Origin of the sequence: Vibrio sp. K4 (assembly GCF_051122595.1) — a bacterium.
In the GTDB taxonomy this organism is placed as follows: Bacteria; Pseudomonadota; Gammaproteobacteria; order Enterobacterales; family Vibrionaceae; genus Vibrio; species Vibrio owensii.
The window spans coordinates 1,997,470-2,014,123 of record NZ_CP178578.1; the positions used below are offsets into that span (position 1 = coordinate 1,997,470).

The following is a 16,654-nucleotide window of genomic DNA, read 5'->3' on the forward strand; positions in this document are numbered from 1 at the left end:
TTATCAAAAGAGAGATGTTCTAGTACTTTCTTGAATTGGTCTGACCGATCGCTAATACTTCCTCGTAATTTGACTCGCAATTTGAGTAATCGAAGTTTTTTGATTGGGACAACTCAATAATGAAGCCATATCGTTTTGCGCTGCTTGCGCTTGGTTCTTTGAACCTATTTTCGCCTACTACTTGGGCTGGTACTGCTGTCGTTTTACCGGGATTGCATGAGCAAGGTGTCGATTTACAAGACGCCCCGCTCTCTGCCGATGATGTGATCGATTGGGAAATTAACAATGCCGATATTGTGTTTGGTGCTTACCCACACAAGGCTGACAACGAGCGTGTCCAAGCCATCGGTTATATGTACAACCAAAAGCTTGAGCTCAATGCGGGTTGGGTAGAAAACGATATTCGCAACGAGGCAGAGCTGAATGGGATTGATTACGAGGATTACTTTCTTCATTTTGCTGAAGACACAATCATCGCAGAGGTAGACTCTAGCCATGGTGAAAATACCTTACTCAATCGAAAGCCGATGATCGTTGGCTATACCGCCAGCGATGACCATGCCGGTTTTTGGCTATATCAACAACCACCATGGGATGCTGACGTATTCGGTCAGGCGAATAATGGTGGTGCGCTCTATGTTTATCACTCAGAAAAGTTCGACCGCTTAACCTTTAAGTTCTCTCAGTTTGCTCAAGGTGGCAGCTTCACGATTGAATACCCTTCTGCCATCGATTCCTTTGGTCAGGTAACAGAATGGAAAAGCTTCACGATTAAAAAAGACAAAACCGAGAACATGACCAAAAACCAGACGGTAAACTGGTCTGTTCCTTCGAATTGGGTTCGCGCTACAACACACGATGGCAGCGGACAAACCTATGGTGGTGGCCAGTACTTTGGCTCCACTTTTTTGCGCGATGGCGGCCGTCTTTACGTTGCGAAAATTACTTGGCATGACGAAAACATCGAGAATCGCCCTCGTTTAAAAGAAGTTAAGCTCAAAAACAGCTTCCAAACCGTAAAGTTGACCGATGCTCCAACGGCAACACCTGAAGGTCAAACCATTCAACGCTGGCGCAAAATTCGTGGCTTCGACAAATCTGCGGATCTCAACCAAGACAATTATCTTTCTTGGAATGAATACAAAAACCGCTCAAATAAGAATGCAACAGCACGATTTCGTTGGGAGTCACGTGTTATTCCATTTGGTCGTATGTGGAACCAAACCTCTTCTTGGGCGTTAACCAATCTCGGCAACCCCGACTTTGCCAACGCAATGCACCACTATTACCAAGCTGAATGGGCAAAGCAAGGTTTAAACGGTGCGTACAACGACGATACGAATAAGTTACTCGGAGCAAATCAGTTCTACGTTTATTCAGGTGGTACGGTGGATGAACTTGGTTTGGTGGCGGGTAGCCAAGCTGCTGACGATGCTTACAAAGCGCAATTCTCGGCTTTCTTAAACAAACTGGCGACACTGGATGCGGATGCGTTAATTGGCCTCAACATAGGCACGGCAAACTTATTCAGTCGCAATGGACAGAACCACTTAGTTGAAGCTGGTTCTCTGTACTTACGCGAGCATTACCTTTTCCCTTCTACTGGCTTTAGTGGCTATGCTGGCTTAGCTAAGTTTTGGGATAACTCTGCACTCGCCAAAGCGGGTCAGAAAGTGATTTATCAAGCGACCACGCGTTATGGTCGAGTGCAATATTTTGGCAACACTGAAGATAACTGGAAGCAAGACCAATACTCTGCACTGGCGGCGTTTTACTTAAATCATCACCCTGATGGCAGTTACTTTAATCAGTGGAACAATGGTTACCTATATGGAAGTAATAACACTACAGGTGATAACTTCTGGAAGGCAGGCATACCAAAGAATATTGCCTATCAACCAAGTACCTTACTTGCTGTTGACTTGGGAGAGCCCGCCAATCAGCTACCTGAGGGCGCAGAGGCCATCCCACTGATGATGTCCACCAGCACACCTTACCCAGCGGATTACACGGTTATTGGAGATTCGTCAATGAACGAAGTGGTACATGCAGATCTACCCGATGGCATTACTTACGTTTCTCCTACGTTCACCTACTTTGCGTATCGCTCTGAGAACAATGTGGTGGCTCAAGGCCCTGCAGAGATGGTATTAGCACGCGAGTTTAGCAAAGGCAGAGTGCTGTACCGCACCGACTTTTTCGGCAAGAGCACAGATTATTTCACTGCGCCTAAAATCACCATCACGTTAGACGAGCCGATGAGACCCGTAGACAAGGACGGCAACATTGGTGACTACGTTTCGCAAATCGAAATCGGTGGTTACGAAGGTCTGTTTTTGCTGTACTGATTAGGCTTACCAGACATAGCGCTTGCTTCCACTCTCTCCCAATCCAAATTGCTGATTTCGGCGTAAACGGCAGAGCGTGGGTTTAACGTTTTTATCTTCCGATTCTCTTCGTTTTCAACTTCACAGATAACGCCCTATTCTCTGAATCTTCATAAACCTTGTGTATATACTGAATCAAATGACAATGATAAGGGAATTCAGTCACATGAAGACAACACCGTCCGTTCTTTCCGTTTTGCTGCTGTCCGCTTTTTCTGCTCAATCTTATGCTAGTGAATGTGGTGAAATCACCATAGCGGATATGAACTGGAACTCGGCGAGTTTGATGGCGCACATCGACCAGTTCATTCTTAATGAAGGCTACCAATGCGATGCAGAACTCATCCCGGGTGATAGCGTACCGACTGGCACCTCGATGATTGAGAAAGGCCAACCGGATGTTGCTCCTGAGCTATGGACCAACGGAATCAAGGAAGCGTTAGACAAAGGTATTGCAGATAAGCGCTTACGTATCGCTGGTGAATCTTTGGTCAATGGTGGCGAGGAAGGCTTTTGGGTTCCTTCCTATCTAGTGAAGCAGTATCCGGAATTAGCAACCATTGAAGGTGTGATTAAACACGCCAAGTTGTTTGAGCACCCAGAAGATGATGAGAAATTCGCCTTCTATAGCTGCCCTGCTGGTTGGACGTGCCAAATCACCTCTGGGCACTTATTTGATGCCATGGAACTCGAGAAACACGGCTTCGATATGATTGACCCAGGTTCGGGCGCAGCGCTGGCTGGCACTATCGCGAAAGCTTATGAACGTGAGAAACCTTGGTTCGGGTATTACTGGTCACCGACGCCAGTATTGGGCAAGTATGACATGGTGAAAGTCGACTTCGGCAGCGGCACAGATGTGGAAGAATACCGCAACTGTACAACGCAACCTGAGTGTGAATCTCCAAAAGTGACTATGTACCCACCTTCACCGGTTCATACCGTTACAACCGAAGCCTTTGCCAATAAAGAGCCACAAGCTTACTCCTACTTGCAAAAACGTGGGTTCACCAATCAGCAGATGAGCCAGCTACTTGCATGGATGGAAGATAACCAAGCGGACGCAGAAGAAGCGATGTACTACTTCTTCGAAACCTATCCTGAACTATGGAAAACATGGGTATCGGCAGACGTGGCTGCGAAAGTAGAAAAAGCCATTTAACGCTTTACTCACTCCCCCTGTTAACGGCGCAAGAATAATGCTGTGATGACAGGGGGAGACTTAGCCTTTCTTTTAGCACTCGCCGCATTGCCCGATGTTCTGCACAGTTCGCGTGTCGTTTGTGATAAGCAATCTGAAACGTAAATTGGCCACTTGGAAACGGACTTTGAAAGTAACGAATGTTGAGAGCATCTCCCCACCTTTTCGCCATCGACAAAGGCACAACACCCAAACAATCTCGCTGAGCTACGTTAGTCAGCACGCCAAGATAAGATGACGTCACCACTTCGATTTGATTCGCTTTAATCGTCACATTTAATGCCGTTTCATGCTCCGTTTCCACACTCCAAGTGGAGGAGAGAACACAATGCTTTTCGTTGTGAAACGCATCGATATCAAGCCTTTTACCAAGCCTCGGGTGATCCGCTCGACCAATAATTACAAATGGTTCTTGATGAAGATCTTCCACAATGATTGAAGTGGGTTTATTGCCAATGCAGCCAATAATGATGTCGGCTTTTCGGTGGTATAGGAAATCACACAGCTCACCAGCATCTTGTGTGGATTCATGAAAGATCACATTGTCGATAGGGCTTAGCCCCAATAAAGGCAAGTCACAGCAATAGGCTTTGAATGATTGCGGTTTCGTCATCGCATTATCAATGATACTCAGCGCTTGTCTCAGTTGTGGCAGTAGCTCTCGTGCCGTATGCGTCAGCTCAATACTTCTCCCGCATTTTACAAATAGCTTTTTATTGGAGGCCTGTTCCAATCGCCGAATCGATGCACTGACGGCAGGTTGCGTGACACCAAGTTGCTCAGCCGCTTTAGTGTAAGATTGGCTCTCTGTTACGACGAGAAAGGTGTTGATTAGGTTCAAATCAATGGACTTTGACATGAGCATTTGCTTCGCGTGTATTGAATTAAACGAAAGCGAGCCACTGCCAAAAACAGTGACTCATTATTCCTTGGTTATTGCTAATTGGTTATCGGCTATTGGCAGCAAGAGACAGAACTACTGCTCACCCGCCCCTTTCACCAAGCGAGAATGCTTCAAGTAGTCGTCCACCACATAGTTTTGAATCGCTTGCTTAGATGTTGGCAAGTACATCCTTAATAACCCGCTCCAACCTTCTCTGACGGTTAAGTTGTTAGCTTGTCCTTCACAGTTAAAGCGGAATGTGTAAGTACCGTTTTCATTTGGCGTCATACGCTTGTTCGAAATCGCAAAATCATCATCTGCAATCCAGCCATCTTTGTCGTATACCGTCATGCTGAAAAACGCGTGACGATCGTACTGAAGCGGTGGCGGGTTAATGGTCAAAGAACTGCATTGCGTTTCCCCTTTGTTTCCCGGAATTTGTGGCAAGTACACAGCCGCATCTGAGGGTAAGCCCGCCCATCCTGCCGAAGAGGCAATCACAAACGAGGTCGGGTCAACTTTACCTTTGTTGCCAAAAATATCGAATGGTTTAGGGATGAACGGACGTAACTTTTGCACCGTCGCTCGCGCAGCTAATACTTCTTTTTCATCAAACCCTTTTGAGACGTAAGGGTGGCGAGTTTCAGCAGACAACTTAATCGCGTTTTGGTAATCATGTGCTTTCTTCAAAGCCTTAGGGTCGTGGTTATCTGCCGCCGCTACTCGCGTATTTAGGAATACATGAGTACCAGAGCTCAGCATATCTGGCGTCAAACGCAGTGTCTGACCCGGGTAGACTTCTGCAATCGTAAAGTGGTTCTCGTCGATCACCTGAACAATCGCATATTCATCGTACTCAGGCATGGTAATGGTTGCCGATTTGGTGACATCCAGTATTGCATGACTGTACATCGTGTCTTCGTTTTCACGAATCACGAACTGGTGATCTTTGCTCGATGGGATACGATTGTGCTTATAGGTATTAACTGGCACTTCTTTTTGCAAACGCGTCATATACCAGTCTGTTTCTTTCGTTGGCTGATCGGCAAAATCAGTGACAACATTGTCCAAAGTTGCTTCTTTTGCTTGTAACCCTGTCGTAAACATCAAAGTAAGGGTCGATAACGCAAGTATCGTTTTGTTCATAATGGTGACTCCTAAATCTGAGGGTGTGATGAGTTATTGAGAAACCACTTTCGGCTCTGGTAACTGGTAGGATTCTGTTTGAGTAAGATTCGGTTTGTAGATTCGCATCATGACATCCCACCCTTTCGCCACTGGCATGGCATTCTTAGCGCCTTTAGGACAGTGACCGTAGTTCACCGTGAATGAGCCATCTTGGTTGTACTCGATGTTGTTTTTATTCAGTACCGCTTTATCAAAGGCGATATAACCTTGGTGGTTGTATAAGGTCAGAGAGTAGAAGCCATTCCCTTTTACTTTTGGTGCTTGGTAAGTGGCTTGAGAGCAGTTGTCTGGATTAGCAACCTCGCCAGAGCTGTAGTAAGAAAAGTATTGCGCTTCGGCATCAGGCAACATTCCCCAACCAATGGCGGTGCCGTACATATGCATGCGAGGATCCACCTCACCATGAGCGCCTTGCATGTTCTTTTGATTGCCCAGTTTGGCGCCTTCTTTTGTCAACGCATCACGGACAGAGACAAGTTGGGTCATATCGTAGTTCGGCATGATGTGCTCTTGATGCGAACCTGTCGTCACTTTGAGTTTATTCTGTATGGCTTTTACTCGAAGCAAATCAGCAGGGTCATTTGGGTCTATCTGCACACGAGCAACAATCATCGCAAAGTCAGTTTGGCTCTCAATATTATGCGTTCCCGGCGTCGAGAAAACTTGGTCGATGTAGTGATCGTTTTGCACCACCATCACCGAGATGTAACGCTCGCCCGTGTCTGGAATGGTAATACTCCCGCCTTTCGACAAATCAGCAACATAACCCGAGTAAATGGTGTCGCGATTCATACGAACAACCGTTTGGTTATCCAAAGGCGTCAGACCTGGGAAGTGAAACCACTTGTTAGACCCAACCAGTTTAGTGATGTTTTTGAACGCGAGATCAGATTCCGCAAACTCGTAGTTTTTCTCAGTAACAGGGACAAGCGTTTCAGCCAATACATGGCTTGCACCCGTTAAGGCAAGCGTGGAGAGTGAAAGCGTTAATAGTTTCTTTTTCATGGGGAGCGTACTCATGTTATGTGCTTTAGGTAGGAGTATTAAGGTTCCAATGTTTATCTGTTGACCAACCTTAACCTAAGCAATAACATTCCATAAGGGACTTATTTTCACCCTACCAATTCCAAAAGAGAATCGAGATGCTCAACGAAAAATTGTTTATTCATAAAGACTTAAACTTATTGCTGTTGTTGGTTACGCTCCACGAAGAGCAAAGTACAGCAAGAACCGCAGAGCGTTTGTTCGTCACCCAGTCGGCCGTGAGTAAAGGATTGAAGAAGCTTCGTGAGCAGCTCAATGACCCACTGTTTGTTCGCACGAGAGAAGGCTTTATACCAACAGAGAAATGCGATGAATTGGTCTCACGAGTCACCCCGTTGCTACTTGAGCTAGAGAGCATTTATGCGGATTCCAACCAAGTATCAACACAAGCGTATTCGGGTGAAATCAGCATCGCGATAAGCTCGGCGATGTACTATGCCCTTGCCGATGACGTGTATTTGCAACTAAAACAGGATTTTCCCAATGCCACGGTTCGATTGGTCAATTGGTCGGAATCTACGGAACAACAATTACTCAATACCAAAATTCAGGTTGGCATCAATTATTATCCGATAGATGTTTCTAAGGACTTAGTTCACCAGTCTGTTTTACCTGCCGACTTTCGTTTGATCGCCCGAAAGTCTCACCCTCTATGCGATAAGTCTGTCACTCTGGAAGAAATCTCCCAGTATCCACTCGTGGTATCCATCATTCCTAACTTTACGGCCAAGAACAGTAAAATTGAGCACACGCTTCGTAAGTTCAAACTTAGCTCGAACATTATTCTGCGCAGCGACAACGCCAACCTCTGCCTGACAACGCTCAAGCATTCCGATGCGTTAATGCCCGTTAATCATTTGTTTGCCCAAAAAGCATCGACAGAACACACGACGATCAACACCAAATTCGATATGAACAGCTATCTTCCATCCATGAAGATTGGCCTTTTTTACTCAAATCAATTTGCTGCTAGTCAGTTAGGGAAACTGATTCAAGCTTCGTTAGTGAATGCTCTAAACGCGGCACAATCGAATAAACACCAAGTCAATTCCTGAGCAGTCAGCGCTTTCCCTATGTGTCATTATCAAATCATTTTTGACAGTGACTCAAAGACAGCGCTGTTTATCCTTCTTCACCGCAAGCCTACTATTTCCGTCATAAAGCAGTGCATGACTCCCCTTCGCACTGCTCCATAATAAGGATTTCAGTATGACTGGTACTCACGCGTCAAAAACGATAAAACTTGGTGTCACTAACCTCTCTTTCCACCGCGTTACCGCTTCGCTTGTTAGCCACGTGCTCAATGATATGGGCTTTGAGGTTGAGCGCGTTTACTCTCCGCATGAAGAGAACTTTTCAAAACTCAAATCCGGTGAAATCGATATGCTTTCTTCGGCTTGGTTACCATCAAGTCACGGCATTTACAAAGCATCGGTAGAGGAAGTACAACCCTTGCTAGAACTGGGCTTACACTACGAACCATACGCGCTTTGGGGTGTGCCCGACTACGTGCCGGAAGAACTGGTATCAGAAGTAAGCGACCTGACCAAACCAGAAGTCGTGGCGAAGATGAAATCGGATATTCAAGGCATCAACCCTGGAGCGGGCATTACACGTTTTTCGATTAAGATGATGGACGAATACTCGCTGACCCAAGCGGGTTACCGTTTCCATACGGGGACGGAAGAAGACTGCTTTACTGCATTTGAGAAGGCGGTAGAGAACAAACAATGGGTTGTCGTGCCACTTTGGAAGCCTCAATTTCTCCACTATAAGTACGCGATTCGAGAAGTCGCAGAACCAAAAGGTTTGCTGGGTATTGTCGATAAAGCCGTTTTGCTATTGCGCCAAGACAAATCAGATAAATTTACTCAAGATGAGTTGAGCAGACTGGACGCGCTACGTTTCTCAAACGACATCATTGCGGAATTGGATTACAAAATCAGTCGTGAAGGACGAGAGTTAGACGCGGTGACACGTGAGTGGTTAGACAACCAACGCTAACAAGCTTTACGCGGTTTATAGTGCTTTGCCTTGCTTACATTGTCACATTACTACCTTGCTAAATTGCTAAATTGCATGGCAAAGCACGTTAGGTTAGTACATGGTGTTCCCGTTTGCTGACTCTTTCGGGATTTCTTGCAAGGCATCCCAATGCTCGACAATCTTGCCATTTAAATCAAAGCGGAAGAAATCCATCGTCACGTATTCCACGTCATCAGGCCACGTTTGGTGCGTATGCAGCGCCACTAAATTGCCCTCTGCGACTGCACGAACAAACGTAATGTCTTTTTCTGGGTACTCTTCCTGCATTCGTTCGAAATAAGCGATAAAAGGATCAGGACCATTACCCACCAACGGGTTGTGCTGAATATACTCATCCCCGACGTAAAGCTCGACCGCTTTTCTTGGGTTTCCTCGATATGCCATCTCATAGAAAGCAATGGCATTGCGTTTGTTCTCTTCAATGTCGATTTGCAAGGTGCTCATGGGTTTCTCCTATTCAACTCGCGATCGTCTACAAAGCGTAGTTGAGAATTAAAGCGCGGAGCATTTCCCTCGTAACGAATAAACAAAAATGCCGCACTGTGTCATGCGGCATTTAGAGTTTGATGAGAAGTGCTCTTTACGATCAGTTGGTCGCTTTCTCAAATCTTGCAACAAGGCTGGTTTGGTCGAAATTACGATAACCTCGCACCATAATGCTGAACGTTCCTGCCGGTTTATTTAGAACACATTCTTCATTGCTCCCATTTTGGAATGGACGACAATCAAAGTTACTGACTGACACTTGATCGTTGTATTTCACAAAGAGATCCGCATCGCCACTTCTTGGCCCAGACAAGGAAATGGTCACCTTACCCTCCTCTCGAGTTTCAAAACTAAAGAACTGTTCCTCTCCATAGCCTGCTCGTAAATTTTCAACGGGCTCACCATCTTGTAAGGGGGTCACGCCATTCGTGCTGTCCATGCTTGATTCAATCAAATAGGCGATAGCAAGCTTTGCAAAGTTACTGGCATGCGAGGCGGTCGGGTCTGAATTTTCCAACGTATCAAATTGGGTATGAATATTCGGGTTGTAGTCTTCAAACAAACTTTCGAATGGCATGGCCGCCGGATAGCCAGCATTGTGCCAAGAGGCATGGTCAGAACAAGCATAGCCGCAGCGATCAAACTGGTAGGTAATTTCAGGCGTGTACACATCAATCAACTCAGACAAAAATGCCGTCAAGTTGCTATCGGTATAGTCGGTAATAAACGTAATATCATGCGCAGAACCGCTGTAATTGGTCATGTCTAATTGCAACACGGATAACACGTTGGCTTTTTCGTCTTTCAGCATTTCAACAATGTCTTGCGAGCCTCTCAGCCCAACTTCTTCTGCTGCATAACCATAGAATTTGATGGTTCTGTCTGGTTGGATACCGCTGGCAATCATTAAGCGAAGTGACTCAGTCACCGTTGCAATACCAGAAGCATCGTCATCGGCACCCGGAGATATGGTTCCCTCTTCTGTCCATGCGCCAGCTGTTGAGTCGAGATGCCCACCCACGACAACAATTTCTTCGGGATATTTCGCACCCAGCAACGTCACTTCTACCGACTTTTGTGGGTAGCCGCGATGGGAAATTTGTTCCGCAGAAGCATAAGAGATACCTTCAACCTCTTGGTTCCAACGCGCCAGCAACCAATCAGAGGCTTCAACACCCGTAGCGGTGGTATAAAAACGATTGGTAAATGACGTCATGTCTTCTATGGTCTTCACCAAGTTCGTCGGCTCTACTTGATTGATGAGAGCCTCAACCGTGTCATGATGGCTGATCATCGGTTTGTTAAACGTCTTCAAAGTGGTTGGCATGGTTGCGGCTTTCAATGCACTGGCTTTGTCTGGGTGCACCATATAACCACCGCAGCGATGCTTTTCATGATGCATGTGACTGGATAGCGTCGCCAACTGATCTGGCGATATTTTCGCGACCACGGCGGGACGAGCACCAAAGAAATCAGAATAAACCGTGGCTCCGTGTTTGGTAATCAGATCCAACGCATCCGCATCGGTGGTGATCCAAACTTGTTCTTGCTCGGTCAATTCACTGGCTACAACACTGCTGCTCAACGTACCGCTCAACAATGCCAATGCTAAAAGACTCTTTTTCATGTTGGTATTTTCCTTTACTAACCTTACTGACGAAAAAAGGGCTCCATCTGGAGCCCTTTGCTATTGCGTTGTTATTTGTTTGGTTTGATGAATCGGTAACGCTTGGTTTCAGAACATACGTTGCCCGAAGTACACACTTGGTATTCCACGTCGATAGTGCCGTTGTGTTCAAACTGGTCGACATAAGACTTAAAGTCTGTTGCACCAACGTTCTTACCGTTACGTTTAACAATGAAGTAATCGTTGGTGTCGTACTTCCAAGACAACTTCACGCGAGCCTTACCATTCGGGAACTTGTTACCGAAGTTGAGTTTCAGCGGGAACGCCTCTGCTTGGCCTTCTTCAATCGTCACCGTTTGTGTGGTTGATGTCGCACTGCCTGCATCGTCCGTTACGGTTAACGTCACCGCATAATCACCTGCTGCGGCATAAGTGTGCGTCACCATTTCGCCAGTTTGCGAACTGCCATCACCTAGGTTCCACTGGTAAGAAACAATGCTGCCGTCGCTATCGCTACTGGTGCTGTGAAGTGTCACAGTCTTACCAGATACAGACTGATCAAACGCGGCGACTGGAGGAAGGTTTGCACTGCTATCGTCGTACGTTGCCGTTAGTTCTGCGTTGTCATATTCAGCGTAACCAAATACGTTCACCGTGTAGCGACCTTGCTCTGGGTTCTCAATCACACACACTTCATCGCTAACGGACAAGCTAGAACAAATATTTTCAGTTGAAGAAGGCGCGTAATCGAAGCCTACGTAAATATCTGGGTCACCATTTGGCACGGTAAGATTGATTGTAAGCTGCGGTTGGCCTTCTGGGACTTCGATATCAAAATAGGTTTTCGACCCAGTAGCGCCATTTACTGTGACTGATTGGCCGTTTTCAAGACGCTGATATTCTGGCTCTGGCGGCAGCGGTGGCTCTGCACATGGCTCGACACCGACAACAGCAAAAGCATCCACAACCGCAGATGCGTCATACCCTAGGTCGTTTGCTGCGTTCTTCACACCACATGCGCCTTGCCAAAAATCACTGTCTTGTGACCAGTAAATTTGGTTCGCGAGCACAAATAATTCAAACGCCTTTTTGGTATCCCAACCGGATGTCGTTGCTAAGTGATAGAAAGCTTTGTTGAAAACACCCGAGCTGTAATGCACATTCAAGCCATCATAGTAGTCTTGTGCATGGTTGATAGAAGAACCATCTCGTGAAGGATCATCCATGTAACGCAATGCCCCTTCCTCTTTGAAGATGTCTTTACCAACCATCCAGTCATTCTCACCTTTCATGTAGAACTCTGCGGCTTCACCTGCAATATCAGAGAAAGCTTCGTTCATACCACCAGATTGGTTTGCATACACTAGCCCCGAGTTTTGCTCGGTAAAGCCGTGGCTCACTTCGTGGGCTGAAACATCCAGACTAACCAATGGGTAGAAATAACTCTCACCGTCACCAAACGTCATCGCTTGGCCGTCCCAGAAGGCATTTTCATAACCCGTGCCGTAGTGAACACGCATCATTAACTTGAAAGTAAGTGGCGCAGTATCGAACCAGTTTTTGTACATGTCGAATACGATATTGCCAAAGTAATGAGCATCGTTCAGTGGAGAGTAAGCACCGTTAATTTCTTGAAATTCATTGCGAGGACACTCGTAGCTGTAAGGTGTAGAACCTTCAGTGGCACCATTTAGGTTAACTGTGATGACGTTCTCCGACTCCATCACACAATTGTTGCCATCTTCTTGTACATCGAGATAGTGGTAGTCGGTACCGTACTCATACATGCCTGTTTTTTCGTTACCACCAGGGCCTGTACCGATTTGCGCATGAGCAATCCCTTCCCAACGGTCGATAACTTCACCACTGTGCGCATCTAACATGGTAAATGGGCGAGAAGGTTGAAGGCTGTTTGCTAGCAGATAAGAAACCACGTAAACCAATCGTGTTTGTTTGCCATCTTGATAAATGAATAACTCATCTTCGACATTTCTTAGAAACTTGCCTGCGATGCCTTTATTCTCAAGGTTCTTTGACGCAACCTTTAGCGCTTCCGCTCGGTTCAACTTAGGTTTTACAAAGCTTCGATCTAAGTCATTTACACGCAAATAATTGCCTTGCACGGCCTTCAAAGCGCCGCCTTTAAAGCTTTGGGTCGCGTTAAGTGAATGTCCCCAAACAGGAATACCCCAGACATTTTGCTGAATCTTTACCTTATAAACACCGCGCTTCTTTAGGTGAATGCTCTTAACCTGTTTAAAGCTCGATGCATTATTAACACCCAATTGTGAATTAAGCCCAGAGAAGTTGGTAAAGTTGACTGGCTTATTCAATGTCACTGATTCACCGGCATGAACTGACATCGTCATGACACCTGCAACAGCGATAGCTATCAGACGTTTCTTGATTTTCATTTATCTATCTCCTTGATGTGTTCGCGTCGAATCTATCAGAAAAAAACACACCGGAGTCGATAATTAAGATCAATAAAATAGTTGTGATACATCAATTAAATAAATTCATGAAACTGGTAAAAATGAAAATTACAAATTTATTTCAATGACCTTTTTTAGGAAAGAAGATCTCATTTATAAAATCAAAAAATACTATTTTTATCACTAGATATTTTTATTTAAAAATATTGTTTATTTTATCTAATTATAAATACATCATACTACTACGACTAAATGATTAGATGAATGTAATGAGAAGCAACCCTAAGCCGGAGTGGGAACTTAGCATAATTAACTTTATAGTTTCATATATAACAATCAAAATCCAAATATTGCACTTTAATTTAGAATGAATGCCATCCCAATTGAATGGCCGCCTATAAAACAAGAGCTTTAACAGCACTGGAGCCTATTTAATTTAAAGGACTAAGTAATACTATAGTTTATACCAACCACCTAATTCCACATTTAAATAAAGGGTATTTTCCAAAAACAATAACACATAGAATATAAAGGCATTAATTATGAATAGATAAATTACAAATGAGATGATAATAAACAACGTTTTAAACAATAGGTAACAGAATAAACTTGGTGAGACCAATAATAACAAAACTCATATTTATTGATTAAAACAAAAACAAATAAATCCAATGTAATAATAGTGAGTCAAAAACGTTATATTTAATATTATAAACGAGGTGAGAGACACATAAACCAGAGAGCAAGGTTAGGAAAATAAAAAAGGCTACCCTTGGGCAGCCTCACACTTTTATTCGTTAATGTATCAATATCAGGCTAATTCGCCAGCACCTTGTACCGAACGTTCACTGTTCTCGACAAGGAAAACCGTGGCAGTTTGTTTAAGCGCGTTCCATTCTGCGTCCTCGACAAAGATGCCCTCTTCCCATGATGTTTTTTGCGCACGGCTCAGCTCTTCACCATCAATATGAATTGCGTAACCTTGAGAGCTCGCTTCGATATCAAAATCCGTTACGGCAAGCTCTATCGTCATACTGTGATAATCGGTACTGTTGTCTTCAATCTGGTCAGAAAAGAATACCTCTGGTGCAATCCGCCCACGGTTTAACACATACAAAGTTCGCTTTGGACTAGTGCCATTAACCCACTGAGCACGGCACGCAATGCCTTTGGCAGAGAGCCTAACTAGCTCACTAAATGCTAGCCAGCGATTGTGGCATTGCTTTAGTGTGATGGTAACGCTCTTGCTGCTGACCATTTTCTCAAGCGCAAAATCCAACACCGCCGGTAAATGACAGGCGATACTGCCATTGTGTAACTCGACTTCGATATGAGAGTCGGTGTTACTCGTAATAGTGACCGCGCAATCTGAATCTAAGTTGAGAAACAGGCTGGCGTTGTTGAAGTGACGCACCCCGTGCAAACCCACCATTTGCAGATCCGCAACCATATTGGCAATCACATCGGCTTCACCACAATGGCGGCGCATACCAAGAAAAGCTTTGTTTACTGCTGCTACCAGCTCGTTATGCGAGACGATCATAATGCAAAACCTCCACTGATTTTTTGATTGTCGCTTTGCGCGATTTCTTCACGCTCGGGCATGGTTGGGAAAATCCACGTATCGCTGAAACACGGGTCCTGAATCTCATCAAGCAATGGTGCGCCTTGAAAGAAGGTCACGCGCACCCATCGGTCTGAACGTGGATCAAACTTGGTCGCCCCAAAGATAGCCAACTTACAACGCAGTAGATGCATAGGCAGTGCATCTTCACGTAGCACGTTCATCTGGATATCACCCATTTCTCGGTTGCCTAGCGTCCATACACGGCGAGTGATTGCGCGATACTGTGGATGCTGCAGTAAGAACTCCGCCAACGATGTTTCTGGTTGGCACGTTTGCAGCGCATGGTAGAGGCGGTTTACTTGTCGCCCTATGTCGAGTGGCAACTCACGTTCTTCACCGATTTCTTCTCCACGAACGCCTAGCCTTGGTTCTTCTTTGTCTTGCGAGCGATACCAGAACCAATAGTTGTTCTCCGGTAACGTGTAGTCGGTTTCGATTGACCAACGGTACTTACTCTCTAGTATTTGCAAAACATCTTGAACGCTTTTTCCGCCTGGAATAGAGAGTGATTCATCGGTGTTCATTTGGTTTTCAAATTCATCAACCAAAGACGGGTAAAGCTCGATCAAACATGAAGTTAGGATTTCTTGGGCTTCCAAACTCATTGTTGTGGTTTGTTTGATCAAGCTTGCCCAATTCGAGTGCTCTGCCATCAAAGCATTTAAGTTAATTTGTAGCGCTTGGAGATCAGCAATCGCTTGATGATTAAACTGATCTTGATGTTCATTGATTGTTATCACTTGCTCTAAGTGTCGCTGTGCTTTTTTTAGCAGGGCTTTTAACGGCAGCTCTAACTCGGTAGGTTCACATGGCATGGCAAGCACATTGGCAATAGCTCGCTCACGTGATGTCATCCATTGGTCGACAATACATGGATGGTTGATTAAATATGGCGCCATACCCAAGCCAGTTGCATTCCCCACACCAAGATAGCGCTGCAAACCTTTGTGGAGTGCAATGGCGTTATATCCTCCCTTTTGCGCAGCAAGGTAATGAACCCAATCTAAACTGAATTCACGCAGCATATAAACGGCACACATCTGGGCACTAAATGACTGGTTAAAATCAGGGTTGTTCTCTAGCAGTTTAAAATCGGCAATGCCAAATTTACCGTTACCATAAACGGCGGTGGTTCTTAGGATGTAACCCACTTCAGCAAGCTCAGAAGGCTCTGGCTGCTCACCTTTAGAAAGTGCATTCACAATGTGCTCAAACACACGAACGCTTTTATTCGCACGAGCAAGAACAAGCACGTTGTTTGGATTGCGCCCCGCTTCTTGCAAAGGTACGTTGGCTCGAAGTTGCTCTAACAGTTCAACATTAACCTCACCTTTGACCAACGCAAAAGTCACGTCCCATCTCTCAGCAATGACTCGGTCGTTACGCTCTTCATCAGCAATTTCATCGCAAAACACAACCAAGTGATAAACGTGTCCCGGCGTCGCTAATTTGTAAATCACATGACCAAAACCGCGTGGACACAATTGCCACTCATGTTTGCTCACTTGCCATTCCTGACTCGCCATTTTTCGGATCAAACTTCGCACAAAGCTGATTCGATTTTGGTGCATAGCCCCTAGCCTGTCTGGTGCCATCACAATTGCAGCGTTGCGAAGTGTTGTTTCAGTGTAAGTAGAACGATGTGCATCCATTTTGCTCACCACTTATTTTTTATTGTAAGAATAAGGGCTTGTGCGGGTGTGGGGAGGAATCACCCACACAAGCGCCAC

The 16,654-nt window shown here is 45.3% G+C and carries 12 protein-coding genes; 4 read left to right on the top strand and 8 right to left on the bottom strand.

What is annotated here, in order from left to right; all coding sequences use genetic code 11:
* Positions 1-119: 119 nt before the first annotated feature.
* Positions 120-2,348: a hypothetical protein gene (locus ACLIIY_RS26480; RefSeq protein ID WP_434528853.1), complete on the top strand. Its 2,229-nt coding sequence runs from the start codon at positions 120-122 to the stop codon at positions 2,346-2,348.
* 205 nt (positions 2,349-2,553) lie between these two features.
* Positions 2,554-3,549: an ABC transporter substrate-binding protein gene (locus ACLIIY_RS26485; RefSeq protein WP_434528854.1), complete on the top strand. Its 996-nt coding sequence runs from the start codon at positions 2,554-2,556 to the stop codon at positions 3,547-3,549.
* A 4-nt stretch (positions 3,550-3,553) separates the two neighbouring features.
* On the opposite strand, the gene ACLIIY_RS26490 is transcribed toward ACLIIY_RS26485, so the two are convergent.
* The 3 genes from ACLIIY_RS26490 to ACLIIY_RS26500 all read right to left on the bottom strand — a co-directional run bounded on the left by ACLIIY_RS26490 (position 3,554) and on the right by ACLIIY_RS26500 (position 6,664).
* Entirely contained in the window at positions 3,554-4,447 is an 894-nt protein-coding gene (locus ACLIIY_RS26490) for a LysR family transcriptional regulator (protein WP_434528855.1), read from the bottom strand.
* A 117-nt stretch (positions 4,448-4,564) separates the two neighbouring features.
* Positions 4,565-5,617 carry a DUF1254 domain-containing protein gene (locus ACLIIY_RS26495; protein WP_054823837.1) on the bottom strand — a complete coding sequence of 351 codons (1,053 nt, stop codon included), beginning with the start codon at positions 5,615-5,617 and terminating at the stop codon, positions 4,565-4,567.
* A 33-nt stretch (positions 5,618-5,650) separates the two neighbouring features.
* Positions 5,651-6,664 carry a DUF1254 domain-containing protein gene (locus ACLIIY_RS26500; RefSeq protein ID WP_434528856.1) on the bottom strand — a complete coding sequence of 338 codons (1,014 nt, stop codon included), beginning with the start codon at positions 6,662-6,664 and terminating at the stop codon, positions 5,651-5,653.
* A 137-nt stretch (positions 6,665-6,801) separates the two neighbouring features.
* Between ACLIIY_RS26500 and ACLIIY_RS26505 the strand changes: the two genes are divergently transcribed.
* Together ACLIIY_RS26505 and ACLIIY_RS26510 are read left to right on the top strand one after the other, a co-directional pair.
* Positions 6,802-7,758, top strand: a complete 957-nt coding sequence (locus ACLIIY_RS26505; RefSeq protein ID WP_408696388.1) for a LysR family transcriptional regulator — start codon at positions 6,802-6,804, stop codon at positions 7,756-7,758.
* A 154-nt stretch (positions 7,759-7,912) separates the two neighbouring features.
* Positions 7,913-8,707 carry a glycine betaine ABC transporter substrate-binding protein gene (locus ACLIIY_RS26510; protein ID WP_434528857.1) on the top strand — a complete coding sequence of 265 codons (795 nt, stop codon included), beginning with the start codon at positions 7,913-7,915 and terminating at the stop codon, positions 8,705-8,707.
* Positions 8,708-8,800: 93 nt separating this feature from the next.
* On the opposite strand, the gene ACLIIY_RS26515 is transcribed toward ACLIIY_RS26510, so the two are convergent.
* From ACLIIY_RS26515 to ACLIIY_RS26535, 5 genes are all read right to left on the bottom strand, one after another.
* Positions 8,801-9,193 carry a nuclear transport factor 2 family protein gene (locus ACLIIY_RS26515; protein WP_005443841.1) on the bottom strand — a complete coding sequence of 131 codons (393 nt, stop codon included), beginning with the start codon at positions 9,191-9,193 and terminating at the stop codon, positions 8,801-8,803.
* 142 nt (positions 9,194-9,335) lie between these two features.
* Positions 9,336-10,862 carry a M28 family metallopeptidase gene (locus tag ACLIIY_RS26520; RefSeq protein WP_434528858.1) on the bottom strand — a complete coding sequence of 509 codons (1,527 nt, stop codon included), beginning with the start codon at positions 10,860-10,862 and terminating at the stop codon, positions 9,336-9,338.
* Positions 10,863-10,933: 71 nt separating this feature from the next.
* On the bottom strand, positions 10,934-13,276 hold the full coding sequence (locus ACLIIY_RS26525; RefSeq protein ID WP_434528859.1) for a M4 family metallopeptidase: 2,343 nt from the start codon (positions 13,274-13,276) through the stop codon (positions 10,934-10,936).
* A gap of 832 nt (positions 13,277-14,108) precedes the next feature.
* Positions 14,109-14,840: a DUF3726 domain-containing protein gene (locus tag ACLIIY_RS26530; RefSeq protein WP_045477676.1), complete on the bottom strand. Its 732-nt coding sequence runs from the start codon at positions 14,838-14,840 to the stop codon at positions 14,109-14,111.
* Entirely contained in the window at positions 14,837-16,576 is a 1,740-nt protein-coding gene (locus tag ACLIIY_RS26535) for a hypothetical protein (RefSeq protein WP_434528860.1), read from the bottom strand. Before ACLIIY_RS26535 ends, ACLIIY_RS26530 begins: the two co-directional genes overlap by 4 nt.
* Positions 16,577-16,654: the final 78 nt, after the last annotated feature.